At 68.4% G+C, this 26,972-nt stretch carries 27 protein-coding genes and 1 riboswitch; of the genes, 15 read left to right on the top strand and 12 right to left on the bottom strand.

The window, feature by feature from the left end; translation table 11 throughout:
* Positions 1-20: 20 nt before the first annotated feature.
* Positions 21-503: a DUF456 domain-containing protein gene (locus ACFWF1_RS00590; RefSeq protein WP_379284224.1), complete on the top strand. Its 483-nt coding sequence runs from the start codon at positions 21-23 to the stop codon at positions 501-503.
* 2 nt (positions 504-505) lie between these two features.
* On the opposite strand, the gene ACFWF1_RS00585 is transcribed toward ACFWF1_RS00590, so the two are convergent.
* Positions 506-1,378, bottom strand: a complete 873-nt coding sequence (locus tag ACFWF1_RS00585) for an amidohydrolase family protein (RefSeq protein ID WP_379284225.1) — start codon at positions 1,376-1,378, stop codon at positions 506-508.
* Between the two features lie 59 nt (positions 1,379-1,437).
* Positions 1,438-2,826 (bottom strand): FAD-dependent oxidoreductase, encoded by a 1,389-nt coding sequence (locus ACFWF1_RS00580; protein ID WP_357384974.1) that lies wholly within the window; start codon positions 2,824-2,826, stop codon positions 1,438-1,440.
* A 350-nt stretch (positions 2,827-3,176) separates the two neighbouring features.
* On the opposite strand from ACFWF1_RS00580, the gene ACFWF1_RS00575 reads away from it, so the two are divergent.
* The 3 genes from ACFWF1_RS00575 (at position 3,177) to ACFWF1_RS00565 (ending at position 5,501) form a co-directional block, all read left to right on the top strand.
* On the top strand, positions 3,177-3,623 hold the full coding sequence (locus tag ACFWF1_RS00575) for a hypothetical protein (protein ID WP_379284227.1): 447 nt from the start codon (positions 3,177-3,179) through the stop codon (positions 3,621-3,623).
* Positions 3,624-3,686: 63 nt separating this feature from the next.
* A riboswitch (SAM riboswitch) is annotated at positions 3,687-3,803 on the top strand.
* A 14-nt stretch (positions 3,804-3,817) separates the two neighbouring features.
* On the top strand, positions 3,818-4,234 hold the full coding sequence (locus ACFWF1_RS00570) for a rhodanese-like domain-containing protein (RefSeq protein ID WP_379284228.1): 417 nt from the start codon (positions 3,818-3,820) through the stop codon (positions 4,232-4,234).
* A 52-nt stretch (positions 4,235-4,286) separates the two neighbouring features.
* A complete protein-coding gene (locus tag ACFWF1_RS00565) occupies positions 4,287-5,501 on the top strand; it encodes an O-succinylhomoserine sulfhydrylase (protein WP_379284230.1) in 1,215 nt (404 codons plus the stop codon).
* Between the two features lie 35 nt (positions 5,502-5,536).
* Here ACFWF1_RS00565 and ACFWF1_RS00560 read toward each other — a convergent pair whose 3' ends face one another.
* Entirely contained in the window at positions 5,537-6,505 is a 969-nt protein-coding gene (locus ACFWF1_RS00560; RefSeq protein WP_379284231.1) for a hypothetical protein, read from the bottom strand.
* Positions 6,506-6,662: 157 nt separating this feature from the next.
* A complete protein-coding gene (gene fgd, locus ACFWF1_RS00555) occupies positions 6,663-7,673 on the bottom strand; it encodes a glucose-6-phosphate dehydrogenase (coenzyme-F420) (RefSeq protein ID WP_379284232.1) in 1,011 nt (336 codons plus the stop codon).
* Between the two features lie 311 nt (positions 7,674-7,984).
* Between fgd and ACFWF1_RS00550 the strand changes: the two genes are divergently transcribed.
* Positions 7,985-8,743 (top strand): HAD-IIA family hydrolase, encoded by a 759-nt coding sequence (locus ACFWF1_RS00550; RefSeq protein WP_379284462.1) that lies wholly within the window; start codon positions 7,985-7,987, stop codon positions 8,741-8,743.
* A gap of 26 nt (positions 8,744-8,769) precedes the next feature.
* Here ACFWF1_RS00550 and ACFWF1_RS00545 read toward each other — a convergent pair whose 3' ends face one another.
* Both ACFWF1_RS00545 and ACFWF1_RS00540 read right to left on the bottom strand, forming a co-directional pair.
* On the bottom strand, positions 8,770-9,219 hold the full coding sequence (locus ACFWF1_RS00545) for a MarR family winged helix-turn-helix transcriptional regulator (protein ID WP_379284234.1): 450 nt from the start codon (positions 9,217-9,219) through the stop codon (positions 8,770-8,772).
* Positions 9,220-9,274: 55 nt separating this feature from the next.
* Positions 9,275-9,916 carry a type 1 glutamine amidotransferase family protein gene (locus tag ACFWF1_RS00540; protein WP_379284235.1) on the bottom strand — a complete coding sequence of 214 codons (642 nt, stop codon included), beginning with the start codon at positions 9,914-9,916 and terminating at the stop codon, positions 9,275-9,277.
* Between the two features lie 67 nt (positions 9,917-9,983).
* On the opposite strand from ACFWF1_RS00540, the gene ACFWF1_RS00535 reads away from it, so the two are divergent.
* On the top strand, positions 9,984-10,433 hold the full coding sequence (locus tag ACFWF1_RS00535; RefSeq protein ID WP_379284236.1) for an RpiB/LacA/LacB family sugar-phosphate isomerase: 450 nt from the start codon (positions 9,984-9,986) through the stop codon (positions 10,431-10,433).
* A gap of 1 nt (position 10,434) precedes the next feature.
* Here the strand turns inward: ACFWF1_RS00535 and ACFWF1_RS00530 are convergent, their stop codons facing one another.
* Positions 10,435-10,941, bottom strand: a complete 507-nt coding sequence (locus tag ACFWF1_RS00530) for a nitroreductase family deazaflavin-dependent oxidoreductase (protein WP_379284238.1) — start codon at positions 10,939-10,941, stop codon at positions 10,435-10,437.
* A 218-nt stretch (positions 10,942-11,159) separates the two neighbouring features.
* On the opposite strand from ACFWF1_RS00530, the gene pta reads away from it, so the two are divergent.
* Both pta and ACFWF1_RS00520 read left to right on the top strand, forming a co-directional pair.
* Positions 11,160-13,232 carry a phosphate acetyltransferase gene (pta, locus tag ACFWF1_RS00525; protein ID WP_379284239.1) on the top strand — a complete coding sequence of 691 codons (2,073 nt, stop codon included), beginning with the start codon at positions 11,160-11,162 and terminating at the stop codon, positions 13,230-13,232.
* Between the two features lie 101 nt (positions 13,233-13,333).
* Positions 13,334-14,542 (top strand): acetate kinase, encoded by a 1,209-nt coding sequence (locus ACFWF1_RS00520; protein ID WP_379284240.1) that lies wholly within the window; start codon positions 13,334-13,336, stop codon positions 14,540-14,542.
* A 384-nt stretch (positions 14,543-14,926) separates the two neighbouring features.
* Here ACFWF1_RS00520 and ACFWF1_RS00515 read toward each other — a convergent pair whose 3' ends face one another.
* From ACFWF1_RS00515 to ACFWF1_RS00505, 3 genes are read right to left on the bottom strand one after another with little or no spacing between them, the layout of a single operon-like run.
* On the bottom strand, positions 14,927-17,266 hold the full coding sequence (locus ACFWF1_RS00515) for a serine/threonine-protein kinase PknG (protein WP_379284242.1): 2,340 nt from the start codon (positions 17,264-17,266) through the stop codon (positions 14,927-14,929).
* 5 nt (positions 17,267-17,271) lie between these two features.
* On the bottom strand, positions 17,272-18,252 hold the full coding sequence (locus ACFWF1_RS00510) for a glutamate ABC transporter substrate-binding protein (RefSeq protein WP_379284243.1): 981 nt from the start codon (positions 18,250-18,252) through the stop codon (positions 17,272-17,274).
* A complete protein-coding gene (locus ACFWF1_RS00505) occupies positions 18,249-19,637 on the bottom strand; it encodes a hypothetical protein (protein WP_379284244.1) in 1,389 nt (462 codons plus the stop codon). The genes ACFWF1_RS00510 and ACFWF1_RS00505 overlap by 4 nt, the downstream gene beginning before the upstream one ends.
* A gap of 180 nt (positions 19,638-19,817) precedes the next feature.
* On the opposite strand from ACFWF1_RS00505, the gene ACFWF1_RS00500 reads away from it, so the two are divergent.
* A complete protein-coding gene (locus tag ACFWF1_RS00500) occupies positions 19,818-20,522 on the top strand; it encodes an NUDIX domain-containing protein (RefSeq protein WP_379284245.1) in 705 nt (234 codons plus the stop codon).
* A gap of 48 nt (positions 20,523-20,570) precedes the next feature.
* Here ACFWF1_RS00500 and thiE read toward each other — a convergent pair whose 3' ends face one another.
* Complete coding sequence (gene thiE, locus ACFWF1_RS00495) at positions 20,571-21,269, bottom strand: thiamine phosphate synthase (RefSeq protein WP_379284246.1); 699 nt, start codon at positions 21,267-21,269, stop codon at positions 20,571-20,573.
* 204 nt (positions 21,270-21,473) lie between these two features.
* Between thiE and thiO the strand changes: the two genes are divergently transcribed.
* The 6 genes from thiO to ACFWF1_RS00465 all read left to right on the top strand — a co-directional run bounded on the left by thiO (position 21,474) and on the right by ACFWF1_RS00465 (position 26,756).
* The gene (thiO, locus tag ACFWF1_RS00490; protein ID WP_379284248.1) at positions 21,474-22,571 is read left to right on the top strand and encodes a glycine oxidase ThiO; all 1,098 of its coding nucleotides are present in this window, start codon (positions 21,474-21,476) and stop codon (positions 22,569-22,571) included.
* Entirely contained in the window at positions 22,568-22,786 is a 219-nt protein-coding gene (gene thiS / locus ACFWF1_RS00485; RefSeq protein ID WP_379284249.1) for a sulfur carrier protein ThiS, read from the top strand. The genes thiO and thiS overlap by 4 nt, the downstream gene beginning before the upstream one ends.
* On the top strand, positions 22,779-23,543 hold the full coding sequence (locus ACFWF1_RS00480; protein ID WP_379284250.1) for a thiazole synthase: 765 nt from the start codon (positions 22,779-22,781) through the stop codon (positions 23,541-23,543). The genes thiS and ACFWF1_RS00480 overlap by 8 nt, the downstream gene beginning before the upstream one ends.
* 166 nt (positions 23,544-23,709) lie before the next feature.
* Positions 23,710-24,654 carry an ABC transporter ATP-binding protein gene (locus ACFWF1_RS00475; RefSeq protein ID WP_379284251.1) on the top strand — a complete coding sequence of 315 codons (945 nt, stop codon included), beginning with the start codon at positions 23,710-23,712 and terminating at the stop codon, positions 24,652-24,654.
* Positions 24,654-25,415 (top strand): ABC transporter permease, encoded by a 762-nt coding sequence (locus ACFWF1_RS00470; protein WP_379284252.1) that lies wholly within the window; start codon positions 24,654-24,656, stop codon positions 25,413-25,415. The genes ACFWF1_RS00475 and ACFWF1_RS00470 overlap by 1 nt, the downstream gene beginning before the upstream one ends.
* 417 nt (positions 25,416-25,832) lie before the next feature.
* A complete protein-coding gene (locus ACFWF1_RS00465; RefSeq protein WP_379284253.1) occupies positions 25,833-26,756 on the top strand; it encodes an adenylate/guanylate cyclase domain-containing protein in 924 nt (307 codons plus the stop codon).
* Position 26,757: 1 nt separating this feature from the next.
* Here ACFWF1_RS00465 and ACFWF1_RS00460 read toward each other — a convergent pair whose 3' ends face one another.
* Positions 26,758-26,919 (bottom strand): hypothetical protein, encoded by a 162-nt coding sequence (locus tag ACFWF1_RS00460; protein ID WP_379284255.1) that lies wholly within the window; start codon positions 26,917-26,919, stop codon positions 26,758-26,760.
* Positions 26,920-26,972 lie beyond the last annotated feature (53 nt).

Here is a 26,972-nt window from a genome sequence, read left to right as displayed (position 1 = left end):
AGCGCTAGCGAGGTGGAGTCGTGAGTGCCGGGGGCGACGTCGTTGTCGGCCTGGTCATTCTCGTCGGCCTGCTCGGCATCATCATCCCGATCCTGCCCGGCGTCATCCTGATCTTCGGCGCAATCGCGGTGTGGGCCTTCATGACCGGCGGCGCTACCGCCTGGACCGTCTTCGCCATCAGCACCGCCCTGCTCGTGCTCTCCGGTGTCATCAAATACACCTGGCCCGGTCGAAAGATGAAGGACGCGGGCGTCGCCAACCGATCGCTGATCCTCGGCGCGGTACTCGGCATCGTCGGCTTCTTCGTCATCCCAGTGGTCGGCCTGTTCGTGGGCTTCGTGCTCGGCGTCTATCTCTCCGAACTCCAACGCCTCCGCGTCGGCCAACAAGCCTGGCAGTCAACGGTTCACGCACTCAAAGGCGTAGGCCTGTCGATGCTCATAGAACTGCTCGGCGCGCTACTCGCCACCGGCGTCTGGGTTGTTGGTGCCATCGTCACCTAACGCTATTCGATGATGGGCAGCGGGATGGTGTCTGCCACTTCGAGTTTCGGGAGACTGTCGCGGCGGATCGGGATGGTCGGCTGCTCGGTGGTGTACATGGGCAGCGTGGGCGCCGGGTCGGCAGGCAGCGGGCGGACCCGGGCCGGGAGGCGATAGAACGCGCGGGCGTTGTCCTCCAGCACGGCGAACATATCCGTGCCGACCACATCGCAGATCAGGTCGACATCGGAATCCTGGAACGGGCGGCCCGCGCGGGTGCCGGGCAGGTCGGTGCCGAACATCAGCGCCTCCGGATTGACCGCGTGGATGCGCCGCAGCGTGTCCGGCACGCTCAGCGCGACCCGGCCGAAACCCGTCGCCTTCACCTTGGCGCCCCGATCCACCAGATCCAGCAGGTAGGGCAGGCCCTCGTCGGACATGCCGAGGTGGTCGATACAGAACACCGGCAGCTTGGAGATCACCGGTTGCAGCGACGCGAGCATCTGCCCGTCGATGTACACCTCGACATGCCAGCCGACCAGTTCATGGGCGCGCAGCGCCTGCAGCGTCATGCCGGTGATGTCGGCGGCGGCCCGCTTCAGATTGAAGCGCAGGCCGCGGATGCCGATCCGGTCCAGTTCGATGATCTCGTCGTCGGTGGCGTCCAGGTCGAGCCTGGTGACGCCGACCCAGCCCGCGCCGAGCTCGGCGAGGGCCGCCTTCAGATACGTCTGGTCGGTGCCCTGGAAGGACCCGCTGACCACGGCGCCGCCGCCGACATCGAAGCGCGACATGCGCTTTCGATAGTCGGCGATGGTGAAGGAGCCGGGCAGGTAGCCCTCGTTCTCGAACCGCGGGAACCGCGGATCGAAGATGTGGAGATGGGCATCGAACACCTGTACAGAATGCCTCAGTGCGAGTCTTTCCGCTGTCGCGGAGGTAACAAGCGGGTCGCTCAGACCTTGTGCGGCTCGCTGGCCCGCAGCATGTCCTCGCGCTCGACCACCTTGACGCGCTCGCGGCCCTCCGGCTCGCCGAGCGAGCGCTCGTGCGCGTCCAGGCGGTACCAGCCCTGCCAGGTGGTGAACGGGATGCCCTTACCCTCCAGGAAGGTGGTGACGGCGTCCAGCTCCGGCTGCGCGGCCGGAGTGAAGTTCGCGCTGTCGTCGAGCAGGCAGGCCACCGTCTCGTTGGCATCGCCCTTGGTGTGGCCGATCAGGCCGACCGGGCCGCGCTTGATCCAGCCGGTGACGTAGGTGGCCGGGACGTAACGGTCGGCGCCGTCGGCGTTCTCGTCGCCGATCACCCGGCCCGCCTCGTTGGGCACGGTGCCGGCCTGGTCGTCGAACGGCAGGTTGGTCAGGTTCTGCGACAGGTAGCCGACGGCGCGGTAGACCGCCTGCACGTCCCATTCCTTGAAGGTGCCGGTGCCCTTGACGTTGCCGGTGCCGTCGAGCTGGGTGCGCTCGGTGCGCAGGCCGACGACCTTGCCGTCCTCGCCGAGGATCTCCGCGGGCGACTCGAAGAAGTGCAGGAACAGCTTGTGCGGGCGGTTGCCGACGTCGCGAATCGCCCACTGCTCGAGCGTGTTCGCGATCATGTCGACCTGCTTGGAGTGGCGGCGCGCGGCCTCGGAGCCCTCGTCGTAGTCGATGTCCTCGGGATCGACGATGACCTCGATGGTCGGCGAATGGTCCAGCTCGCGCAGCTCCAGCGGGGTGAACTTGGCCTGGGCCGGGCCGCGGCGGCCGAACACGTGCACCTCGAGCGCCTTGTTGGCCTTGAGGCCCGCGTAGACGTTCGGCGGGATCTCGGTCGGCAGCAGTTCGTCGCCGGTCTTGGCCAGCACCCGGGCCACGTCGAGCGCGACGTTGCCGACGCCGAGCACGGCGACCTTTTCGGCGTCCAGCGGCCAGGTGCGCGGTACGTCCGGGTGGCCGTCGTACCAGGACACGAAGTCGGCCGCGCCGTAGGAGCCGTCCAGGCCGATGCCGGGGATGCCGAGCGCGCGGTCGGCGTTGGCGCCGGTGGAGAAGATGACCGCGTCATAGAAGGTGCGCAGGTCGTCGAGGGTGATGTCGGTGCCGTAGTCGATGTTGCCGAGCAGGCGCACCTGCGGCTTGTCCAGGACCTTGTGCAGGGCGGTGATGATGCCCTTGATGCGCGGATGGTCCGGCGCGACGCCGTAGCGGATCAGCCCGAACGGCGCGGGCATGCGCTCGAACAGGTCGATGCTGACCTCGGCATCGGACTTCATCAGCGCGTCGGCGGCATAAATCCCGGCCGGTCCGGCGCCCACGATGGCGATGCGGAGCGGGCGGTTAGCTGCACTCTGTTCGGTCATCTTTTACGCGCACCCTTTTGGTCGAGAACAAATTAACGGCGTCTTCCTTAGCCTAGGCTAAGTTACGCGCTGGCTGGTTGCACCTGGCGGCGCGGACACTGGAGTTGTCGGCTCGTGGCCACTCCAGCCGCGGCTATGACAGCAGGCCGCAGTCTCGCGATTCTATCGGTGGTTGGTGGGGCGGCCCTCGGCGGTGCGTGAACTGAATGGATGCCATCGACGCGTGCTATTCGGGTTACCCGATCTCGCGACGTTGATTCCCCGCGCGGCGCAACGGCCTTCGTCATCGACGGTCACCCGGGTCGGGGGTGCGCATCGGATATCCCTGCCGACCAGGGATCATCGTGGGCATGAGCGATCAGCAGTCACCCGCGGAGGACGAAGTCATCACGGTCGATCAGACCGACAAGCGTTCCGTGGCGCCGTTCGTCGCCGCGGCCGTCCTCGCGGTCATCGTGCTCGGCGCGATCATCATCGGCGGGGTCGTGTCGCCCGCTGAGAAAAATGTCACAGAATCGGACCGGATCGCCGCCGCCGTGCGCAACTTCGTCGAAGGGTCGAACACCACCGATCTGGTGCCCCCACCAGGCACGGGCTGCCAGGGCTTCGACCCGAAACGCTCCCCACTCGCCGGGCGTTCCGGCGGCGGAAAGACCGTGGAAATCACGAAACTCGACGATCCGAAGATGGACGGCGATCGGGCGAAGGCGACGGTCACCACCAAGGTCGACGGCACCGAGGCGACCGCGACCTGGAATCTGACCAGATCCGGTGACAAATGGTTGGTCTGTAATTGAGCATTCTCATACCGTGAGCAGCCATTTGACAGGGCGGCCCTAGTCCAGGCAATCTCAGCAGAAGGTCATGAGAACCAGTGCTAAGCCCCGGCAATACTGGTCGGCAACCCTCCTCCGCGGTGGGGTGCTCCGGGTGACGACCTGGCCGCGCGTCAAACCCGAGCGCGGCAAGTGCGGATTCTAGGAGGGTCCAGATGAGTTATGCCGGTGACATCACCCCGCAGCAGGCTTGGGATCTGTTGCGAGACAACCCCGAAGCCGTCTTGGTCGACGTGCGCACCGAGGCCGAGTGGAAGTTCGTCGGCGTGCCCGACACCAGTTCGATCGAGCGCCCGACGGTGCTGATCGAGTGGGTCGACTCGACCGGCACGCGCAACGGCGAGTTCACCGAGCAGCTGGTCACGGCGCTCGACGGGCACAACCCGGAAGCGCCGGTGATCTTCCTGTGCCGTTCGGGGCAGCGCTCGATCGGCGCGGCGATCGCCTCGACACAGGCCGGGTTCGGTACCTCGTACAACGTGCTCGAGGGCTTCGAAGGGCCGGTCGGCGCGGACGGACATCGCGGCGGCACCGGCTGGCGTGCCCTCGGTTTGCCTTGGCGGCAGTCATGAGCCTTTGCTGTTCGGCTGACATGTTCTCGCGGAGCTCTGGCGGGAGGCGGTCGTGATCACCGGTGGTGCGTTCGATAAGCCGCTGCCCGAGGGCGTCGGCCCCGCGACTCTCGGTGTGCGAGGCGGGTTGCGGCGCTCCGGTTTCGAGGAAACCTCCGAGGCGCTGTACCTGACCTCCGGTTTCGTCTACGAGAGCGCGGAGGCCGCCGAGGCCGCGTTCACCGGTGACGTGGAGCATTTCGTCTACTCCCGCTACGGCAACCCGACGGTGGCCATGTTCGAGGAGCGGATGCGACTGCTCGACGGCGCCGAGGCGTGCTTCGCGACCGCGAGCGGAATGTCCGCGGTCTTCACCGCGTTGGGCGCGCTGCTCGGTGCCGGTGATCGACTTGTCGCCGCGCGCAGCCTGTTCGGGTCCTGCTTCGTGGTGTGCAACGAGATCCTGCCGCGCTGGGGCATCGAGACCGTCTTCGTCGACGGCGAGGATCTGGACCAGTGGGAACAGGCACTGTCCGTGCCCACCCAGGCCGTGTTCTTCGAGACGCCCGCCAACCCCATGCAGACCCTCGTCGACGTGCGCCGGGTCACCGAACTCGCGCACGCCGCGGGCGCGAAGGTGGTGCTGGACAACGTCTTCGCCACCCCGCTGCTGCAGCGTGGTTTCGAACTCGGTGCCGACGTGGTCGTCTACTCCGGCACCAAGCACATCGACGGCCAAGGCCGGGTACTCGGTGGCGCCATCCTCGGCGCGAAGGACTACATCGACGGCCCGGTGAAAACCCTGATGCGCCATACCGGCCCGGCACTGAGCCCGTTCAACGCGTGGACGCTGCTCAAGGGTTTGGAGACAATGCCACTGCGCGTTCGCCATTCGACCGAATCCGCCTTGCGCATCGCCAACTTCCTGGAGACCAGCAAGTCGGTCAGCTGGGTGAAATACCCCTTCCTGGAATCACATCCGCAGCACGACCTGGCCACCAGCCAGATGAGCGCAGGCGGCACCGTGGTCACCTTCGAACTGAACGCCCCGGCCCACGAAGCCAAGAAGCGCGCTTTCGAAGTCCTCAACCGCCTGCGCATCATCGACATCTCCAACAACCTCGGCGACGCCAAATCCCTCATCACCCACCCCGCCACCACAACTCACCGCGCCATGGGCCCCGAAGGCCGAGCCACAATCGGCCTCACCGACGGCGTAGTCCGCATCTCCGTCGGCCTAGAAGACGTCACCGACCTCCTCGCCGACCTCGACCACGCCCTCAGCTAGCAAGGCTCACAGAGCGTCAACACTCCTCACAGCAGTTAGACCTGCTGTGAGGAGTACGGAGGGTCTGTGCACACATGCCAGCCGCCGGTTCGTTCGGTCCGGCGGCCGATTTCGGCGGCGCGGGTCAAGCGAGCGAACCAGTTGTGCGGGGAGTCCAGGTCGCGCCAGGTCCAGCGGACGACTAGCCAGCCGAGTGCGCGAAGGGTGTCCTCGCGCGCCTTCTCCGCGATTACCACGTCCTCGGGTGGCCGATCGCCGACACGGGCACCGCGGTATTTCACCAGACCATCGAATTCGCCGATGACACCGAGCTCTGGGAACAGAAAATCGACTCGCGCGACGATCTTGCCGGTCGCGGTGGTGATCTGAGCTTGCAGCGTGGGTTCGGGGAAGTGGGCGGCGCGCAACGCTACTCGGCTGCGCGATTCGCCGACACTCTCGGACCTGCCGTCGAGGAAGGCCACCACCCGCCGCGCCGCCGGATTACCCGGCCGCCCCGCCGAACGTGCGAGCTCGGCGAGCAACTCGTCGCGGGTTGTTTTGCCAGAGTGCAACGCGTGATCACCGACGACGACGGCCTGCTCGAACGGAACGGACCTGGCGAGGTCGATGACGGTTCGCGCCACACTGGTGACGCGGAGACCCCCGACCCGCACGATCTCATCGGGATCGATCCGCATCGAGTGCAAGGCCACCTGCCGAGTCACCCTGCCGCCGCTGCGCCGCGCGCGGGTGAGATGAACCCGCCCCAACGAGAGTGCCCAGCAAGATAATTCGTGCACGATCGCCGCCGAGACATGGCTGACCACCGCCTCGGCACTCGAAGCCCCGGCCACAGCGTGCGTCAACATCAGATGCTGATGTTCAGCAGACACGGCCTGCCCCGAAGCAGCGGTGACATACGACCCGCGCCGAACCCGCTGCCACGCAACCCCGTGCAACTCCCGATCAGTGAAGCCACCCGCGAGCGCGTCCCGCCGCGCAATAGGAACAGGAAGATCCATGCCGACCATCCTCGGCAGCGAACCCTCCCGCCGCCACCGCCAATCCCCGAATTGTGGACAACTCCCGCCTGTGGAGAGGTTCGTTGAGGGGGTCACAGAGACTCGACACCCCTCACAGCACCTCTAACTGCTGTGAGGGGTGTGCTGGGTCTGTGACTCAGGCCAGGGCGCGGAGGCGGGGGGCGAGGTCGCGTTGGAAGAGGTCGAGGAAGCGGCGTTGGTCGTGGCCGGGGGCGTGGAAGACGAGGTGGTTGAGGCCGGCGTCGAGGTAGGGCTTGATGAGGTCGACGGTCTCGTCGGGGTCGCTGGCTACGATCCAGCGCTTGGCGATCTGTTCGATCGGGAGGGCGTCGGCGGCGGCTTCCATTTCGATCGGGTCGGTGATGCTGTGCTTTTGTTCGGGGGTGAGGCTCAGGGGGGCCCAGAAGCGGGTGTTCTCCAGTGCCAGTTCGGGATCGGTGTCGTAGGAGATCTTGATTTCGATCATCCGGTCGATGTCGTCGATGGTGCGGCCCGCCTTGGCGGCGCCCTCGGCGACGGCGGGCATCAGCTTCTCGGTGTAGAGGTCCATGCCCTTGCCCGAGGTGCAGATGAAGCCGTCACCCGCGCGGCCCGCGTAGCGCGCGACCAGCGGTCCGCCCGCGGCGACGTAGATCGGGATGCCGCCCTTGGGCACGTCGTAGATGGACGCGCCGACGGTGTTGTAGTACTCGCCCGCGAAGTCGACGCGGTCGCCGGTCCACAGCGCGCGCATCAGGTCGACGGACTCGCGCAGCCGCGCGAAACGCTCCTTGAATTCCGGCCATTCGCCCTGGTATCCGGTGGCGATCTCGTTGAGCGCCTCGCCGGAGCCGACACCGAGCATGATCCGGTCGGGGTACAGACAACCCATCGTGGCGAAGGCCTGTGCGATCACGGCGGGGTTGTATCGGAAGGTGGGCGTGAGCACCGAGGTGCCGAGCTGGATCCGCTTCGTGCGCTCGCCGACCGCCGCCATCCAGGCCAGCGAGAACGGCGCGTGCCCGCCCTTGTGCCGCCACGGCTGGAAGTGGTCGCTCACCGTGGCGCTGTCGAGGCCGTGGTCCTCGGCCAGCACCGCGATCTCCACCAGTTCGCGCGGCCCGAACTGTTCCGCCGACGCCTTGTATCCGAGCTTGAGCTCACCCATGTGCGCCACTCCTGTCGCTTCGCTGCACACCTGTGCGGGCATTCCCGCACACCGTTTGTTGGCCGCAGACACGCTGCGGTCATGCTTCGCTTCAACCGGTGCGGGACCGTGAACGTTCCCGCACCTCGGTGATCATTCGAGCACTGCCCCGTGCTTTTCGCACATACGTCATACGGCCCTCTTCGACCATAGTCAGCGGCACTCGAAGGTGTGCGAAGGGTCGCATCGAGTCGGAGTTACCCCCAGAGACCTGTCCGGTAGCGGACAATTGTCTGGTGACTGATGAACCGATCCTGTCCTATCTGACCGACATGGACGGTGTGCTGGTGCACGAGGACCAACTGGTGCCCGGCGCCGACGAGTTCCTCGCCGAACTGCGCGCCAACGAGACCCCGTTCCTGGTGCTGACCAACAACTCCATCCGCACCCCGCGCGACCTGCAGGCCAGGTTGCGGCACACGGGACTCGACATTCCGGAGGAGGCGATCTGGACCTCCGCGCTGGCCACCGCCACCTTCCTGGACGAGCAGCGGCCCAACGGAACCGCCTACGTGGTCGGCGAATCCGGCCTCACCACGGCGTTGCACGAGATCGGCTACGTGCTCACCGACAGCAATCCCGACTACGTGGTGCTCGGCGAGACCCGCAACTACTCCTTCGAGGCGATCACCACCGCGATCCGCCTGATCGAGAAGGGCGCGAGCTTCATCGCGACCAATCCCGACCCGACCGGCCCGTCCCGGGACGGCTCACTGCCCGCGACCGGCTCGGTGGCCGCGCTGATCACCCGCGCGACCGGGCGCGATCCGTACTACATCGGCAAGCCCAACCCGCTGATGATGCGTTCGGCACTGCGCCGGATCGGTGCGCACTCGCAGTCCACGGTGATGATCGGCGACCGGATGGATACCGACGTCATCTCCGGATTGGAGGCGGGCATGCGCACCATCCTGGTCACCACGGGCATCTCGACTCGGTCTTCGGTCGAGGCGTATCCCTACCGGCCGACGATGGTGCTCGACTCCGTCGCTGATCTGGTCGGGCGCACCAAGGAGCCGTTCGCGGGCTGATCGCACGGCGTGGCGTCGGCCAGTGATCATCCGGGGTCGGTGATGCCGTCGAGTGTCGCCGACAGTGTGGTCAGCGCGTCGACGATCGCCAGGAACCGGTCGTAGCCGAGCTCGTCCACCAGGCGCTCGGCGACGACCGCGTGCTGCGGATTGATGCGGCGCACCGCCGCGAGCCCCTCGTCGGTGATCGCGACCAGCTTGGCGCGCCGATGCGCCGGGTTCGGCCGGTATTCGGCAAGTCCCTTGTCCACCAGCAGATCCGCGATGCGCTGCACGCTTTGCCTGGTGATGCCCATTGCCCTGGCAATGCCCGCCACCGGCAGCGGCTCGGTCATCACCGCGCCGAGCACCTGCCACCATGCCGCGGTGAGACCGGCCGGTCTGGCCAGCTCCTCGGCGATGGCGAGGAACTGGCCGTTCAATCGAAACGACGTGATGGCGGCCGTGGCGAACAGCTCCTGCGCGTTCCTCGTCACCTGCACCTCCTGGTGATCCGGTCGTTCGACCGGATCGCGGTGCGATTCTTCCGTATCAGACGTGTGCGCCGGACCGCTGCTCCTCGTATCCGGCGAGCACCGCCCAGCCCGCCGGATCGGAGTGCCCGTACAGCCGGTACCAGCCGTCGAGGACGTGCGGCTCGTACACGCCGAGCCGTCCCAGCGCCGCACGCGCGAATTCGAACGGTGCGGTACCGCCTGCCGTGATCAGGTCACCGTCGGTCACCGCGGCCTCCTCCACGTAGTGGTCGGCACCCGCATATCCGCTGTACAGCAAGAACTCCCGCACATTGCTCGTGTGCTCGCGCGTATCGAGCAGGCCCGCCCTGGCCAGCCCGAGCGTCGCGCCGCAGATCGCCGCGACCGGAACGCCCGCGTCGAGGAACTCGCGCGCCTTGCCCGCGAACGGCATGAGCTCCTCGCCGTCCCAGGTGTCGGCCCCGGCCAGGATCAGCATCGAACTCTCGGCGGGGGTGAGATCGGCCAGCGCCATCTCCGGCACGATGCGCATCCCGCCGAGGGTGGTGATCGGATCCGTGGTCGGCCCAACCGTTTTCGTTTGCCAAGTGCCCGGCTCGCGCTGCCAGGTCGTCCGGTTGAGGTGCGCGGTAAGCGCACCGATCTCCCAGTCGGCGAAGGTGTCGTAGACGGCAACGTGAACTGTTTTCGTGGTCATGACAGCATCCTGTCATATTTGACAGCATGCTGTCAATGTTTCTGATATGCCGCATTAAGCTGGGGGTATGCGGATCTCAGTGGCTGCGGACGAGCCCGTCGGCGTGGCACAGGACCTGATCAAGGAACTCGCCCGGCGCGGGCACGAGACGATCTTGCACGGCGCACTCGAAGAGTCCGAACGAAACGACTGGGCCTGGGCGAGCGAGGCAGCAGCCCGCGACGTCACGCAGGGCCGCGCCGACCAGGCCATCGTCTGCTGCTGGACCGGCACCGGCGCGTCGATCGCCGCCAACAAGGTCGCAGGCATCCGCGCCGCCCTGTGCGGCGACGCCACGACGGCCAAGGGCGCGCGTCAGTGGAACAACGCGAATGTCCTTGCCCTGAGCCTACGTTCGACCTCCACCGCCGAACTCCAGGAAATCCTCGACGCCTGGTTCGCCACCGCACCGAGCACCGAACCCGACGACCAGGCCAACATCGCCCACCTGTCCGCGATCGAAAGCGCGGAGCAGTGAGTTACGCCCGGTGCAGGGCGAAGATGCGGAGATCGCGGGTGGTGCGGTCCTTGTAGGCGGCGTACGCGCCGGTGATCTCGACGAAGCGGGCGAAGATCGCGTCCTTGGCGTCGGCCTCGACCAGGGTCGCCTGGACCGGGAGGCGGTGGCCCGCGATGGCGACCGTCGCGGCGGGAGTGGCCAGCAGATTGCCGGTCCACGCGGGATGGCGCTCCTGGCCGAAGTTGCTGCCGATCACGTAGAGCACGTCGCCGTCGTGCACATAGAGCAGCGGCTGGGTGCGCGGCTGGCCGGACTTGCGCCCGATGGTGGTCAGCAGAATCACCGGCGCGCCGATCGGTCCGAGCACGGTGTACTTGGCGTCGGTGCGCTCGAGCAGTGCGCGGTCCAGCGGAGTGATCTTGCGGATCAGCCAGGAGCCGGGCTTGGTCGCCGCGAACTTGTTTGCTAGTCGGGAGAGTGCGTTGGTGCGCGAACCCCACTGCCGGTTCGGAAACTGCTCAGCCATGGACCGGACTATATCGGTGGTCACATCGACTTGTCGCCGGCCGACTTATAGCGAGAGAACATGGGTAACTCGCCTGGGATCGGCTAGCCCATTCACCCTGGTCACCGCCGGTCGCCGACGCTACTGGAGTCGCACCTAGGTCTGGCCTGAAGACGCGGAGAGGCGGGGGAGCCTCGCCTAGGGGCGTGGATAGCGGCTGGTTCACTAAGCTTTCGGGCATGGCCGATCACGCTCCGTCCACCGTCTACATCGCCTCACCCGAAGGTGACACCGGGAAGTCGACGGTGGCCCTCGGCGTGCTGCAGATGCTGTGCGCGACCACCGCACGGGTCGGGGTGTTTCGCCCGATCACCCGATCGACCACCGAACCGGACTACATCCTCGAGCTGCTGCTCGAACACAGCACCGCCGATATCGACTACGCGCAGGCCACCGGCGTCACCTACGAGCAGGTGCACGCGGACCCGGACGCCGCGATCAGCGAGATCGTGATGCGGTTCCACGAGGTCGCGAAGGTGTGCGACGCGGTGGTGGTGGTCGGCAGCGATTACACCGACGTCGCCAGCCCCAGCGAGCTCCGCTTCAACGCCAGGATCGCGGTGAACCTCGGCGCCCCCGTGCTGCTGGTGGTCCGCGGCTCGGGCCGCACCCCCGCCGAGGTGAAGCACCTGGCCGAGCTGTGCCAGAGCGAGCTCGTCCTCGAACACGCCCAGCTGGTCGCGATCATCGCCAACCGCTGCGACCCGGACCACATCGACGACGTCGCCGCCACGCTGCGCACCTCCGCCGTGCCGACCTGGACGCTGCCCGAGGTGCCGCTGCTGATCTCGCCGACCATGGCCGAGCTGTGCGGCGCCATCGACGGCGAAATGTACAGCGGCGACCAGGAATTGCTGCAGCGCGAGGCGCTGAAGATCATGGTCGGCGGCATGACGGCCGAGCACATTCTGGAGCGGCTGGTCGACGGCGTCGTGGTGATCGCGCCGGGCGACCGCTCCGACGTGTTGCTCAGCGTGGTGAACGCGCATGAGGCGGAAGGCTTTCCGTCGCTGTCGGGGATCATCATGAACGGCGGCATGCTGCCCCATCCCGCGGTGGCGCGGCTGATGTCGGGCCTGAAGCCCAAGCTGCCGATCCTCACCACCGAGCTCGGCACCTACGACACCGCGAGCGCCGCTTACCGCACCCGCGGCCGGATGTCGGCAGGCAGCCCGCGCAAGGTCGACACCGCGCTGGCGCTGATGGAGGAGCACGTCGACGCCGCGGAGTTGTTGCGGCGCATCGAAGTTCCGCTCACCAGCGTCGTGACGCCGCAGATGTTCGAATACCAGCTCATCGAGCGCGCGCGGGGCGACCGCAAGCGCATCGTGCTGCCCGAGGGCGACGACGATCGCATCCTGCGCGCGGCCGGCCGGGTGCTGCAACGCAAGATCGCCGACCTGGTGATCCTCGGAGACGAGCCGTCGGTCCGGGCCCGCGCCGCCGAACTCGGCGTCGATATCTCCGCCGCGCAGGTGCTCGATCCCCGAAACTCCGGCTATCTGGACGATTTCGCCAAGGAATACACCGAGATGCGCAAGCACAAGGGGATGACCCTCGAGCGTGCTCGCGAAACCATGTCCGACATCTCGTATTTCGGCACCATGATGGTCTACAAGGGGATCGCCGACGGGATGGTCTCCGGTGCCGCGCACACCACGGCACACACCATCCGGCCGTCGTTCGAGATCATCAAGACGGTACCCGGCGTCTCGACCGTCTCCAGCGTGTTCCTGATGTGCCTGGCCGACCGGGTGCTCGCCTACGGCGACTGCGCGGTGGTCCCCGATCCGACCTCGGAGCAGCTGGCCGACATCGCGATCTCCTCGGCGGCCACCGCGGCCCGGTTCGGCATCGAGCCGCGCATCGCCATGCTGTCCTATTCGACCGGTGAGTCCGGCAGCGGCGCGGACGTGGACAAGGTGCGGGTGGCGACCAAGCTGGTCCGTGAGCGGGCGCCGCAGTTGCCGGTCGAGGGTCCGATCCAGTACGACGCGGCGATCGAGCCGACCGTCGCGACCACCAAGCTGCCGGATTCCGAAGTGGCAGGCAAGGCAACAGTATTCGTGTTCCCTGATCTCAATACCGGCAACAACACCTACAAGGCGGTGCAGCGTAGTGCGGGCGCGATCGCCATCGGCCCGGTGCTGCAGGGTCTGCGCAAACCGGTCAACGACCTCTCGCGCGGTGCGCTGGTCGCCGACATCGTCAATACCGTGGCGATCACCGCGATTCAGGCGCAGGGTGAGTGAGGGTGTCTTTCGCGACACAGCTGGTTCGCGAGGTGGAACAGGTGGTTCGCGCGCGTGGTTGCTGAGGGAGCGCGGGAATGCCGCCGAACACGGGAGGCGCGATGACTGAGGTAGTGGATGACCTGGTGCTGGTGATCAATTCCGGCTCGTCGTCCATCAAGTACCAACTCCTGAACCCGGAGTCGGGCGCGGTGACCGCCGCCGGCATGGTCGATCGGATCGGTGAGGGCAACGCCGGGATCGAGCATCAGTCCGACGGCGAGACCATCGAGCGCCGCAGTGCCATCGCCGATCACCCGGCGGGGCTGCGGCTGATCTTCGACATGTTCGCCGAGACCGGACACGACCTGGCGCACGCCGGGGTGCGCGCGGTCGGGCATCGGGTGGTGCACGGCGGTGAGGTGTTCTATCGGCCGACGCTGATCGATGACGCCGTGGTCGCGGCCATCGTCGACCTGTCTTCGCTTGCCCCACTGCACAATCCGGCGAATGTCGCGGGCATCGAAAGCGCGCGCGAGCTGTTGCCCGAGGTGCCGCAGGTGGCCGTGTTCGACACCGCGTTCTTCCACGGCCTGCCCGACGCCGCCAAGACCTACGCCATCGACGCGAAAGTCGCCGCCGCGCACGGCATTCGGAAGTACGGCTTCCATGGCACCTCGCACGAGTACGTATCGGGTCAGGCCGCGAAGCTGCTCGGCCGCGACCCGGCGGAACTGAATCAGATCGTCTTCCACCTGGGTAACGGCGCCTCGGCCTCGGCGATCCGCGGCGGCCACCCGATCGACACCACCATGGGCCTGACCCCGCTGGAGGGCTTGGTGATGGGCACCAGATCCGGCGACATCGACCCCGGCATCATCGCGCACCTGATGCGCTCGGCCCACCTCGGCATCGACCAGATCGACACCCTGTTGAACCGCGACTCCGGCCTCAAAGGCCTGTCCGGCGTGAACGACTTCCGCGAACTGCAGCGCCTCATCGAAAACGGCGACACCGCGGCGAAACTCGCCTACGACGTCTACATCCACCGCCTCCGCCGCTACCTCGGCGCCTACCTGATCGACCTCGGCGGCGTCGACGCCATCACCTTCACTGCGGGCGTAGGCGAGAACAGCCCCCAGGTCAGATCCGACGGCCTCGCCGACCTCTCCCGCTTCGGCATCGAGATCGACCCGGCCGCCAACACCGCCAAATCCCGCACCGCCCGGCACATTTCCCCGCCGAACGCCGAGGTGGCCGTCTTGGTCGTGCCCACGAACGAAGAACTTGCCATCGCCCGCGCCGCGCACGCCATCGCCGAAACAGCGTAAACCCCTCATCACCAACAGATTTCGCAAGAACATGGGTAACTCACCGGGCACGGGCTAACCCACCTACCAGGTCACCGCCGGCCGCCAACGCTACTCCTGCCGCACCTAAGTCTGGCCTAAATACGCGGAGAGGCGGGAAAGCCCCGGCCGGGAGGGAAGGCCGACCGGGTGGATCTTCCGCTGAAAAAGCAGGCGCACCAAGATGATCCCGCTCGCCGCATGCTGTGAGTCGTCTCCGGAGGGCAGTCCAGGCGACGACCCCCGGGACTGGCGAGGGCGCTGTCCCGGTGGCATGCGGTGGTCTGGTGCGGGCCTCGGTGTGCCGCGCGAACCTGATCCGATGCCGATTCTGCCGAGCGCATCATGAGGATTTCGTGAGTGGCGTTAAACCCAGGTCTTGGCGCGGATCGAGTTGGCGAGGTCGACCAGCGCATAGCGGTGGTTGCGGCCGGGGGCGCTGCGAGCCAGGGCGCGCAGTCCCGCCTCGGTGCCCTCGCGCAGGCAGCGTTCGGTGAACGGTGCCCCGAACAGCATGGCGTCCGACCGTTTCGGCTCGTTCCCCGCCTGCAGCCAGGCCAGCGCGGCACCGAGCACCAGCACGCGCATCTGCACCGCTCGACCTTCACCGGTCGGCAGGCTCAGCACCCGGGACGCGGCGATGTGCAGGGTGGATTCGTCGAGCTCGGCCACCGGTGCGGCGGTGAGCAGCAGCAGCACTGCGGTCATTCGCGCGGTGGTGAAATGCCGTGACGCGGCGGGCACTTCGTCGAGCGCGTGCACCGCGTCCACCACCCGGTCGACCGCAGCCAACTGCCTGGCCAGGCCGAACGCGGCGCTCACCACCGCGCGGTCGGTGCGCCACACGGTGTCGTAGAACTTCTCGGCGTAGGCCCGCCACTGTTCCGGATCGGGCGAATCCCAATGCTGCAGTACGAGTTCCGCGGTCGCCGCCAGCGCCAGCTTGGGCCCGATCTCGCCGGGCAGCACCTGCAGCACATCGTCGAAGCTGGCGAACGCCTTCTCGTATTCCACGTCGAGCAGCAGCGCCAAGCCGCGATACCAACTGACGCGCCAATCGTTTTCGGGTAATCGGGTGAGCAGATGCAGCACCGCGGCCGATTCGCCGAGGTCGAGCCGCACCCGCGCCTCGGCCAGCCGGAGTTCCAGATCCAAGGTCTCCGGTGCGTTGCCGGGATCGTTCTCGGCCCGCTCCTTGGCGGCCCGCAGCGCCTCCAGCGACTCCGCGGGTTCGGCGTGCACCGTGGTGGCCAGCAGCGGCGCCGACGGGTCCGCCGAGTCGAGCAACGGAATGGGCAGTGCCGCAACCACATCGCGCGCGTCGAGCTGTTTGCTGCGCGCCTGGCCGTCGGCGTACGCGTCGGTCTGCCTGATCAGCTCCTCGGTGCCGAAGCTGGTCCGCTGCGGGCTGAACACCGTCGACAACTGCGGATGTTCGGTACTGGTCTCCAGCGCGAGAATCTCCCGCAGTACCCCGGACAACTGCGCGGACATCGCTCGGGCCGAAGGGAATCGGCGTTCCGGGTCCGCGTCGGTCGCGCACAGCAGCAGTCGGTAGAAGAACTCGTAGCGCGCCAGCACCGGATGATCCGCGGGATCGGGGATGCCGTCGAGGTAGCGCCCCTGTTCCATCGGCATCTCGAGGGTGAGCACGGCCAGGGTACGCCCGACGGTGTAGATGTCCGACGCGACGGTCGGCCCGGTCTTCGCGATCTCGGGTGCCTGAAATCCCCTGGTGCCGTACAGGTTTCCATATGATTCGATGGTGGCGACGGCACCGAGATCGATCAGCTTCACCTGATCCTCGGTGACCATGATGTTGTCCGGCTTGAGATCGTTGTAGGTCAGCCCGATCGAGTGCAGGTACTCCAGCGCGGGCAGGATCTCCAGCAGGTAGGCGATCGCCTCGGCGACCGGCATCCGGTACGGGCGCTCGTAGGAGTTGAGGATCTCGCGTAACGACCGGCCGCCGACGTATTCCATGACGATGTAGCCGATCGGGGCACCGTCCTGATCGGTGTGCTCGACGAAGTTGTGGATCTTGACGATGCTGGCGTGCGCCACCTCGGCCAGGAATTGGCGCTCGGCCACGGCCACCGCCTGCGCCTCGGCATCACCGGTGTGCAGCAGGCCTTTCAGCACCACCCAGCGATCGCTGACATTCCGGTCGATCGCCAGATAGATCCAGCCGAGCCCGCCGTGCGCGATACAGCCCTGCACCTCGTACTGGCCGGACACCAGATCGCCCTCGTGCAGCGACGGCCGGAAATCGTAAGGGGCACCGCAGGTATCGCAGGTGCCCGTGGTCACCGCGGGCCGGATGGCGCTCGCCCGCCCGACCGGATTGCCGCACCGCCAGCAGAAGCGTTTGCCTTCGGAGACAACGGGATCGGTCAATACCGCGGCCCGCGGATCGGCGGGCTCGACCGTCTGGATCGGCACCAGTCCGCCGCCGAGCCTGCGCACCGTCGGCCGGGACCGTGCCGTGCGCACGCTGCGGCCCGAGGTCCGCATGGTCGCCGCCGAGTCGGGTTCGGAGTCGGTTCGCCAAGCGCCGATGATGGTTTCGGCCGAGGCCGCCTCGCTCGGGGTCGGCCGGGAACCCCGGGCCAGCTCGGTGTGTACCGGCTCCACCGACTCCTCGCCTGCCGCGGGGGCGGCGGTGGCTTCGTCCGCGTCGGGGGTGGCGTCGTCCGCTGTGCTCATCGCCGTCAATCCGCGTAGGTCGGGGCGGGCGGACCGGGGGACGGGCCGAGCAAGGACAGCCACTGGCGATAGATGCGATCCCAGGTGCCGTCCTGGCGAATGCGCTCCAGCGTGCCGTTCACGAAGCGCACCAGATCGTCGTCGCCCTTGGGGATGCCGATGCCGTACGGCTCGACGCTGATGCTGTCGCCGACCACGGCCGTGTAGGGGTCCTGCGCGGCCAGCCCGACCAGGATGGAGTCGTCGGTGCTCGCCGCGTCGACCTGGCGTTGCTGCAGCACGACCAGGCAGTCGGCCCAGGTGGGCACCGTGAGAATGGTGGCGGCGGGCTGATCGTGGCGCATGTGGTCCAGCGAGGTGGTGCCGCGCACGATGCATACTCGCTTGCCCGCGAGGTCGGCGATGCCGTTGATCCCGGAGTTCTTCATCGCGAGCACCCGCTGGTTGGAGCGGTAGTACACGGTGGAGAAGGTGACCCGCTGGCGCCGTTCACAATTGATCGTCATGGTCTTCGCGACGAGGTCGACGTCGCGGTTCTGCAGCGCGCGTTCCCGGTCGGCCGAGCCGAGGGTGCGGTATTCGATCAGATCCGGGCTGCCGAGCAGGTCGCGGGCGATTTCCCTGGCGATATCGGCGTCGAAGCCGACGATGGCGCCGGAGGTCGGATCGCGGAAGCTGAACAGGTTGCTGCCCGCGTCGAGCCCGACCACCAGCCGCCCGCGGGCCCGGATCGCGTCGATGGTCGGCCCGCCGGCCGCGCCGCCGAGGCCGGTCGGGCGCAGGCTCGCCGTCGGGTCGCCGCATTGCGGCGCGGCCGCCGTCGGCGTCGGCGAATCCGTCAGCACCGGAATGACTTTCGCGGGCAACGGCGGTTCGGTGTACTTCGCCGTGCTGGTCGGCAGCGACATCGGCGAGCCGCTCGCACAGCCACCGACCAGCGCGACGGTGACCAGCGCGACGGCGACGAGGCCGGGCCCGGCCCTCACCGGTACTCCCGCAGCCGGGGCCACAGCCCGAGTCCGACGCAGGCCGCCGCGACGATGCCGAGCACCAGCGCGCCGGGCCCCATCAGGTCGAGCACCCGTGCTGCTTGGGAAATGTTGTCGCGCAATGTGTCCCGCGTCTTGTCGATGCCTTGCTCCAGTGCCTTGTCCAGCGCGTCCACCTGGGCCGCGACATCCGCGGCGCCCGGTCCGGTCGCCACCGTGGCCGCGCCGTTGAAGTCGCCGCGGGCCAGTGTGTCGTTCATCCGCTGATGCGCCACCCGCCAACGCCCCAGTGCCGGAATGGCATTGCGCACGTCGTCGGCGGCGGGCGCGGAACTCGGGTAGCCGCCGAGCAGGTCGGCGAGGCGGGCGATGTTCGCGTCGTAGGTCCGGTCGTAGTCGCCGGTCGCGTCCCGGCTGACCAGTTTCAGCGTTTCCGCCGACCGCGCCTGCTGCGCCAGGATCCGGCTCTCGGTGAGCCGCGAGGCGGGCACCGCGCCGTCGTCGCGGCCGCGGATCATCGAGGTGGCCGACACCGCGCCCGCGATCACCGTCCAGGTCAACAGGATCAGCACCGCCCCCGAGGCGAGCAGCAGCCCGGGATTGAGCACCCGGCGCCACCGCTTGGCCAGCTCGAATTGCGCCCATACCAGCGCGACCAGCGCGAGAATCACCAGCACGATGGCGGTCCACGGCGGCCGGACGTGATTGCGCTGCGCCTCGGTCACCGCCGCCTGGCGCCGATTCTGCAGTTCCTCGGCCATCGGCAGCACGGCCGTCTGCATCTGGTTGGACGCTTCGCTCAAATAGGCGGCGCCCACCGGATATCCGCTGCGGTTGTTCGCCCGCGCCGTCTCCACTACACCGGTGTACACCGGCAGGCTGGTGGCGATCCCGGTGCGCAACTGGGTATCGGTGCTGTCGGTCCGGGTCGGCTCGGTGCCCGAGGCCCGCCCCGTCTCCGCCACCAATTCCGCGGCGGCCTCGCCGACCGCCTGGCTGTACCGATCGCGCACCGCCTGCGGCTCCAGCCCGCCGGAGATGAACGCGGTGCTCGCCGCGGCGTCCGCGATGGACAGCGACGTGTACAGCCGATGCGCGGAGTAGGCGTCCGGTTCGGTGTCGTCGAGCAGTATCTTCAGCGTCTGCTGCCGGTCGCCGACGGTCGCGCCGGTCACCCAGCCCGCGGCCACGCACACCGTGATCAACAGCAGCCCGATCGCGATCAGCCGGCCCGGCGAGGAACTGGCGAACAAGCGCAGCCGGGCCGGGTCGAACTGCTCGCGCACGAATGCGACCCGCAGCGCGCCTGGACTGTCCCGCGCGGCGAGCTCGGGGGTGGACGACGGCCGAAGGACCGCCGTCGCCTGCTCTATCCGAGCCATATCCACCTCCCCAGTCTGGGCCGCATTCGCGGATTTCTCGACGGACCGACCGGATAAACGGTCACCCCGTGTCTGCTGTTGCGGAGTTTATTGTGGTCGTAGCGGTGCCGTTGCGTGTGAAATACCCCTGCTTGGCAGCAGCGCGGTGCCCTGCGATGGCGGATTGAGGACGGGTGCGAGATGCGTGGTGACGGTGACGGGTGGTCGCGCGACCCCGATGGCATGCGGCGTTGGGGCCGCTTCGGCGCCGCCGGACTGCTGCTGCGCGCCCCGCTCGCCGACGGCGGGTCGGCGGTGCTGATGCAGCATCGCGCGCCGTGGAGTCACCAGGGCGGCACCTGGGCGCTGCCCGGCGGCGCCCGCGACAGCCACGAGACGCCCGTGCACGCCGCGGTGCGCGAGGCCTGGGAGGAGGCGGGCATCGATCCCGCTGACGTCCGGGTGCGCGGCGAGCGGGTGACCGCGGCCGCGCCGAGCGGCTGGACCTACACCACGGTGATCGCCGACGCCGTGACGACGCTGCCGACCAGCCGGAATCGGGAGAGCTCCGAGCTCGCCTGGATTCCGGAGGCCGAGGTCGACGCCCGGCTGCTGCATCCCGGCTTTGCCGCCTCCTGGCCCGGCTTGCGCGCCGAGCCCGCCCGCGTGTGCCTCGGTGAGCTCGCCGACGACCGCGCCGTCGCCGCCGCACTGCCGCGCACTGTCGATCTCGCCGATCAAGGCTTCGTCTGGCTCCATTCCGATCCCGACGGCCCCGGTGGCTACGCCCGGATCGTCGATCCGGCGAGCAGCGCGGTGGACGGCGCCGTGCCCGCTGATCCGACACCGGACAACGCGCCCGCCGACCCGGTGCTCTCGCTCACCCGCGGTCAAGTGCTGTCCTGAGCTCAATACCCGCGCAGCACTGCGGTGAATCAGCTGCCCGGTCACGGGCTAGGAGTTGGCGAGCAGCGCCGTCTTGAGTTGCCGCGCTGCGGCTTCCGGGTCGCGCGCCTCGGTGATCGCCCGCACCACGACGATGCGGCTCGCACCCGCCGCGAGCACGTCCGGCAGGTTGTCCGCGTCGATCCCGCCGATCGCGAACCAGGCCCGGGTCGGATGCGCGTCGGAGGTGGAGCGCACCAGTTCGATGCCCGCAGCCTGCCGCCCCGGCTTGGTCGGGGTCGCGTAGACCGGCCCGGTGCAGAAGTAATCGATGTGTTCGTCGATCGCGGCGAGCCCGGCCTGCGCGCGATTGTGGGTGGAGCGCCCGATCACCACGTCCTGGCCGAGGATGCGCCGCGCGTACCACGGCGGCAGGTCGCCCTGCCCGAGGTGCAGCACGTCGGCGCCCGCGGCCAGCGCGATGTCGGCGCGGTCGTTCACCGCGACCAGCCCGCCGTGCCTGCGGGCCGCCGCCTTCAGCTCGGCGAGGGCGCCGAGTTCGGCGCGCGCCTCGAGCGGGCCGAACTTCGCCTCACCGGGCGAGCCCTTGTCCCTGAGCTGGATGATGTCGACCCCACCCGCGAAGGCCGCTTCGGCGAATTTGGCCAGATCGCCCTTGTCCCGTCTGGCGTCGGTACAGAGATAGAGCCGAGCGGTTGCCAAGCGCTCCCTGGGCGTTGCGGGTCGGGCGGGGTGGGAGGGTTGCACGCCCTCGACCGTAGCCGCGCTACCGTGGGGAAGCGAACGGCGGCACGAGCGCCGGGCCCATGCGGCGGTCGCGGCGGGTCCCTGCGAGGGGACCGTCGAACGCCACAAATCGACCACAGCGGTGTGCGCGACGGGCCCGCAGACGGGTTAACCAGGAAGGCGCCCGCGACGCCGCCCATCGGAGACAGAGGCAGGTGGAAACGGATGCGGACGCTGGCCGTCGTGGGTGGCGGCGTCATCGGACTCGGCGTGGCCTGGCGGGCCGCCGAGGCGGGCTGGTCGGTCACCCTGTACGACCCCGCCGTCGGCTCCGGCGCCTCGTGGGTGGCGGGCGGCATGCTCGCTCCGTTGTCCGAGGGCTGGCCGGGCGAGGACCGGGTGCTCGAGTTCGGCGCCGCCTCGTTGGCCCGCTGGCCCGGCTTCGCGGCCCGCATCGACGCCGCCACCGGCGTATCGGTCTTCGTGGCCGACGCGACCCTGACCGTCGCGCTGGACGCCGCCGACGCGGCCGACCTGCGCACGGTTGCCGACTGGGTGGGCGGTCGCGGCCACGAACTGCTGGTCCTCGATCGCGCGGGCGTACGCGCGCTGGAACCGAACCTCGCGCGCACGGTCCGCGCCGGGCTGCACGCGCCCGCCGAGCCGGCGATCGACAATCGGCGTCTGCTCGCGGCCCTGCGCAAGGCCGCGACGGCCGCGGGCGTGCAGATCCGCGCCGAATCCGTCGACGCACTCGACGCACTCCCGCACGATCAGATCGTCCTCGCCGCGGGCGCCGCCTCGGCCCGGCTGTGGCCCGGGTTGCCGGTCCGTCCGATCAAGGGCGAGATCCTGCGCCTGCGCCACCGCCCCGGCGCCACCCCCGCGCCGGGCCGCGTGGTCCGGGCCAGGGTGCACGGCCGGGCGATGTACCTGGTCCCGCGCGCCGACGGAATCGTAGTCGGCGCAACACAATACGAGGCGGGTTTCGACACCGCGGTGACCGTCGCCGGTGTCCGTGACCTGATCGCCGACGCCGAGGCGATATTCCCCGGCATCGGCGAATACGAGCTGGCCGAGGCGAGCGCCGGCTCGCGGCCGGGCACCCCGGACAACCTGCCGCTGCTCGGCAGGCTGAGCGACCGGGTCGTCGCGGCCACCGGCAACGGCCGCAACGGCATGCTGACCATGCCGCTCACCGTCGACGCGGTGCTCGCCCAGCTGGCCGGAACACCGTTGCCCGAGGCAGCATCCGCTGACCCACAACGCTTTTCGACGGCGCACCCGCCGTCCCCTTTGTCATCCGCAGGAGGAGTTCGATGACTTCGACATCCGTACCCATCGGCGTCACCGTGAACGGCACAGATCACGAGTTCGCCGAAACCCTCACCGTCCGAGAGCTGCTCGCCCGCCTCGAACTGCCCACCCAGGGCATCGCGCTCGCGGTGGACGGCGCGGTGTTCCCCAAGTCGCGCTGGGGCGAGCCGGTCGGTCGCGGCTGGCAGATCGAGGTACTGACGGCGGTGCAGGGTGGCTGAAACGTACGCCCCACTGCGAATCGCGGACCGCGAGTTCGGTTCCCGGCTCATCATGGGCACCGGCGGCGCGGACAACCTCGCCGTGCTGGAGGAGGCGCTCATCGCCTCCGGCACCGAACTCACCACCGTCGCCATGCGCCGGGTGGACGCCGCGGGCGGCACCGGCGTGCTGGATCTGTTGAAGCGCTTGAACATCGCGCCGCTGCCCAACACCGCGGGCTGTCGCACCGCCACCGAGGCGGTCCTCACCGCGCAACTGGCCCGCGAGGCCCTGGACACCAACTGGGTCAAGCTCGAGGTGGTCGCCGACGACCGCACCCTGCTGCCCGACCCGATCGAATTGGTCACCGCCGCAGAACAACTCGTCGACGACGGTTTCGTGGTGCTGCCCTACACGACCGACGACCCGATCCTCGCGCGCCGGCTGGAGGACGCGGGCTGCGTCGCGGTGATGCCGCTCGGTTCCCCGATCGGCACCGGTCTCGGCATCGGCAATCCGCACAACATCGAGATGATCGTCGCCGAGGCGAAGGTCCCGGTCATCCTCGACGCGGGCATCGGCACCGCGAGTGACGCGGCGCTGGCCATGGAACTCGGCTGCTCGGCCGTCCTACTCGCCACCGCGGTGACACGGGCCCGTCAACCCCACCTGATGGCCGAAGCCATGGCCGCCGCCGTCCAGGCCGGCTACCTGGCCCGCCAAGCGGGCCGCATCCCCAAACGCTTCTGGGCCCAGGCCTCTTCCCCCGCCCGCTGACCCGACCGAAGGCGCCCTTCACCCCGTCTACCCAACTGAAGGCGCCCTTCGGTCGGAGGTCGGGGTGGCGGTAGGGGGGAGTCGGGGTGTGGTCATCCTCGAGGATGATTCGACACGACACCTAGTACTGACGCGGATCGCGGCGTTATCGGGCAGGCTGGTCCCCATGATCGAGCTGAGAGGGCTGACCAAGCACTACGGGCAGACCGTCGCCGTTCAGGATCTTTCCTTCACCGTTCGACCCGGACAGGTGACGGGGTTCCTGGGCCCGAACGGAGCCGGTAAGTCGACGACGATGCGAATGATCCTGGGGCTGGACAAGCCAACCGCAGGTACCGCACTCATCCAGGGCAAGCCATACCGCGAATTGGACCATCCGCTGCGCACGGTCGGTGCGCTGCTCGACGCCAAGTGGGTGCATCCGAACCGTTCGGCGCGCGCCCACCTCGAGTGGATGGCCGCCTCCAACGACATCGCCAAGTCCCGGGTGGAGGAGGTGCTGCGGCTGGTCGGCCTGTCCGAGGTGGCGGGCAAGACCGCGGGCGGCTTCTCGCTGGGCATGTCCCAGCGGCTCGGCCTGGCCGGCGCGCTGCTCGGCGACCCGCAGGTGCTGCTGTTCGACGAGCCGGTCAACGGCCTCGACCCGGAGGGCATCCTCTGGATCCGCCGGTTCATGCAGCGACTGGCCACCGAGGGACGCACCGTGCTGGTCTCCAGCCACCTGCTCTCCGAAATGGCGCAGACCGCAGAGCATCTCGTGGTGATCGGCCGCGGCCAGCTCATTTCCGATACCACCACACAGGAATTCATCGAGCGCGCCTCCGAACAGTCGGTGCGCGTGCGCAGCCCGCAGCTCGACCAGTTGCGCAGCGTGCTCACCTCCAACGGCATGACCGTCCGCGAGGACGGTTCCGGCACCGACGGCCCCGCGCTCGTGGTGGCCGGCGTGCCGAGTGACGCGGTCGGCAAGCTGGCCGGCGCGAACGAGATCACGCTGTTCGAGCTTGCGCCGCAACGTGCTTCGCTGGAAGAGGCGTTCATGCGGATGACCGGCGGCGCGGTGCAGTACCACGGCGAAGGCCTCGATCAGGCGATGGGAGGTGCGCTCTGATGGGCGTGCTGGCAGCAGAACGAATCAAGCTCACCTCGACCAGGTCGCCCTGGTGGTGCTCGGCCATCGTGGTCGCGCTCGCCCTCGGGCTCGCCGCGCTGTTCGCGCTGGTCACCAAGTCGGCCGGGGACAACCCCGCCGAGGGCACCCCGACGCTCGACGTGAGCACCGCGACGGCAGGCGTCGTCGGCTTCGGCGTGATGGTGCTGATGATCATGGCGGCGTTGACGGTGACCAGCGAATACCGCTTCGGCGTCATCCGGACGACGTTCCAGGCGGTGCCCAATCGCTCCAAGGTGCTGATCACCAAGACGCTGCTCGTCGGTGTCTTCAGCGCCGTGCTCACCACGATCCTGGCCTTCCTGGCCATCGGGGTGGCCAAGGCCATCGGCGGGTCCGCCCCCGCGGCGAACCTGACGTTGGATGGACAGTGGCGGGCCGTCTACGGCATTCCGATCTACGCGTTCCTGATGATCGCGGTGGCCATCGGTGTCGGTGTGCTCGTCCGGCAGTCCGCGGCCGCGATCTCGCTGATCGTGTTGTGGTCCTTGCTGATCGAGCCACTGCTCGGCGCGTTCGGCAGCTTCGGCCGCAATGTGGCGCCGTTCCTGCCCTTCCAGAACGCGAGCCACTTCCTCGCCGTCTCGGAGTCCGGCGCCAACTGGCACTGGGGTCCGTGGGGCAGCCTGCTCTACTTCCTCGCCTTTACCGCGATCGTCTACGGCGGCGCGCTGATCATGATCAACCAGCGCGACGCGTAGCGACCTAAGCAAACCCGAGTTGCCTTCCCTCGCCACTCGGGTTTGGGGCGCCGACCTTGTCGGGAGGTTCGCGCGCCCCGTCACCGCCCCGCCACTGCCCGGCGGACGGTGTGACCATCGGCCCGGCGTGATCCCCTTCACGCCGGGCCGATGGCGTTATCGGACATGGCTCGCAAAGCGTGCGAGCACACCGGCGCGTCGCGGCATTATTGCTGGTCAATGACTCATGTGAACATCACGGAAACTGTGAATCACGTCGCTTCACCGGCCCTGAATCCACGGGTACAGTTCGACTCAGCAACCAGCTCGTTATCCATCGGCGGCCCCAATGTTGTGCCCGCTTCATCCGTCGGGAGGTAGCAGGTGGCGATAATCAGTGATCCGCCGACGACAGGTCGGCTGAGATACCCTCTGGGCGTGAGCGAAACACCTTCCGGCGGTGCTGCGCCCGGGTCGGAGCCGGAGGACGAGAACGGCCTCGAACCCGAGGTCGTGATCCCGCTGGTACCCGCGGACGAGGGCGGTCCCATCCGCCGTCCCGGGACCGGGCTGCGCAAGGGCCAGCTGTCCGCGTTGATGAACGCGGCGAACAACCGGACGGACTTCATCGGCGTGCTCCGCAAGGCGCGTGAGCAGCTGCCAGGTGACCCCTCCTTCGGCGACCCGCTCTCGGTGACCGGACCCGGCGGTGCGCGCGCCGTCGCGCGCGCCGCGGACAAACTGGTCGGCGACACTCCGAGCGCGGCCAGGGAGATCGGTTTCGGCGCACTCCAGGTCTGGCAGGCGATGCTGGAACGGGTCGGCCGCGGCAAAGGTAACGCGGAAGTAACTGTGATGTTCACCGACCTGGTGGCCTTCTCCAGTTGGTCGCTGTCCGCAGGCGACGAGGCGACCCTGGAACTGCTGCGCCGGGTCGCCAAGGCCATCGAGCCGCCGATCGCCGAGCGCGGCGGTCAGGTGGTCAAGCGGATGGGCGACGGCGTGATGGCCGTGTTCCCGTCGGCCGACCGGGCGGTGCGCGCCGCGATCAATGCCAAGCGCAACCTGGCCGAGGTGAAGGTGCGCGACTATCGCCCGCAGATGCGGATCGGACTGCACACCGGCTCGCCGCGCGAGATCGGCGGCGACTGGCTCGGCGTCGACGTCACGATCGCGGCCCGGGTGATGGAGGCGGGCGGCAACGGCAACACCATGCTGTCCGAGGCGACGCTGCAGTCGCTGAAGCCCGAGACCCTCGCGGAGCTCGGCCACGCGGTGAAGCCGTACCGGCGCAGCTTCTTCGCCGCGCCGCTGAGCGGGGTCCCCGAGGACCTGCGCATCTTCAAGCTCTCCGAGCTCTGAGTCAGGCGCCGACCCACCACGCCACGGCGCCCGCGATCGCGAGCACGGCAAGGACTGCCAGCACGATCGCGAAGGTGCGCGCGGTTTTCCACGTCGAGTAGACGCCGCCGAGCAGAAAGCCGGCCAGCGCGAGCAGGATGATCACAGTGACGTCGGTGGACATTGTGCCCATTCTGCTCTGCCCTTTTCACTCCGTTCGAGCAGCGCTGCCCGCAG

The sequence above is a fragment of the Nocardia sp. NPDC060255 genome (assembly GCF_042727395.1).
Lineage (GTDB): Bacteria > Actinomycetota > Actinomycetes > Mycobacteriales > Mycobacteriaceae > Nocardia.
The sequence above is the reverse complement of the archived record's forward strand: the minus strand, read 5'-3'. Positions and strand labels throughout refer to the sequence as shown.

Excerpts from the sequence above, each read along its gene's own strand:
- ACFWF1_RS00580 (WP_357384974.1), bottom strand. The coding sequence starts at position 2,826 with ATGACCGAACAGAGTGCAGCTAACCGCCCGCTCCGCATCGCCATCGTG.
- ACFWF1_RS00575 (WP_379284227.1), top strand. The coding sequence starts at position 3,177 with ATGAGCGATCAGCAGTCACCCGCGGAGGACGAAGTCATCACGGTCGAT.
- ACFWF1_RS00570 (WP_379284228.1), top strand. The coding sequence starts at position 3,818 with ATGAGTTATGCCGGTGACATCACCCCGCAGCAGGCTTGGGATCTGTTG.
- ACFWF1_RS00560 (WP_379284231.1), bottom strand. The coding sequence starts at position 6,505 with ATGGATCTTCCTGTTCCTATTGCGCGGCGGGACGCGCTCGCGGGTGGC.
- fgd (WP_379284232.1), bottom strand. The coding sequence starts at position 7,673 with ATGGGTGAGCTCAAGCTCGGATACAAGGCGTCGGCGGAACAGTTCGGG.
- ACFWF1_RS00550 (WP_379284462.1), top strand. The coding sequence starts at position 7,985 with ATGGACGGTGTGCTGGTGCACGAGGACCAACTGGTGCCCGGCGCCGAC.
- ACFWF1_RS00540 (WP_379284235.1), bottom strand. The coding sequence starts at position 9,916 with ATGACCACGAAAACAGTTCACGTTGCCGTCTACGACACCTTCGCCGAC.
- ACFWF1_RS00535 (WP_379284236.1), top strand. The coding sequence starts at position 9,984 with ATGCGGATCTCAGTGGCTGCGGACGAGCCCGTCGGCGTGGCACAGGAC.
- ACFWF1_RS00530 (WP_379284238.1), bottom strand. The coding sequence starts at position 10,941 with ATGGCTGAGCAGTTTCCGAACCGGCAGTGGGGTTCGCGCACCAACGCA.
- pta (WP_379284239.1), top strand. The coding sequence starts at position 11,160 with ATGGCCGATCACGCTCCGTCCACCGTCTACATCGCCTCACCCGAAGGT.
- ACFWF1_RS00520 (WP_379284240.1), top strand. The coding sequence starts at position 13,334 with ATGACTGAGGTAGTGGATGACCTGGTGCTGGTGATCAATTCCGGCTCG.
- ACFWF1_RS00515 (WP_379284242.1), bottom strand. The coding sequence starts at position 17,266 with ATGAGCACAGCGGACGACGCCACCCCCGACGCGGACGAAGCCACCGCC.
- ACFWF1_RS00505 (WP_379284244.1), bottom strand. The coding sequence starts at position 19,637 with ATGGCTCGGATAGAGCAGGCGACGGCGGTCCTTCGGCCGTCGTCCACC.
- ACFWF1_RS00500 (WP_379284245.1), top strand. The coding sequence starts at position 19,818 with ATGCGTGGTGACGGTGACGGGTGGTCGCGCGACCCCGATGGCATGCGG.
- thiO (WP_379284248.1), top strand. The coding sequence starts at position 21,474 with ATGCGGACGCTGGCCGTCGTGGGTGGCGGCGTCATCGGACTCGGCGTG.
- thiS (WP_379284249.1), top strand. The coding sequence starts at position 22,568 with ATGACTTCGACATCCGTACCCATCGGCGTCACCGTGAACGGCACAGAT.
- ACFWF1_RS00475 (WP_379284251.1), top strand. The coding sequence starts at position 23,710 with ATGATCGAGCTGAGAGGGCTGACCAAGCACTACGGGCAGACCGTCGCC.
- ACFWF1_RS00470 (WP_379284252.1), top strand. The coding sequence starts at position 24,654 with ATGGGCGTGCTGGCAGCAGAACGAATCAAGCTCACCTCGACCAGGTCG.
- ACFWF1_RS00460 (WP_379284255.1), bottom strand. The coding sequence starts at position 26,919 with ATGTCCACCGACGTCACTGTGATCATCCTGCTCGCGCTGGCCGGCTTT.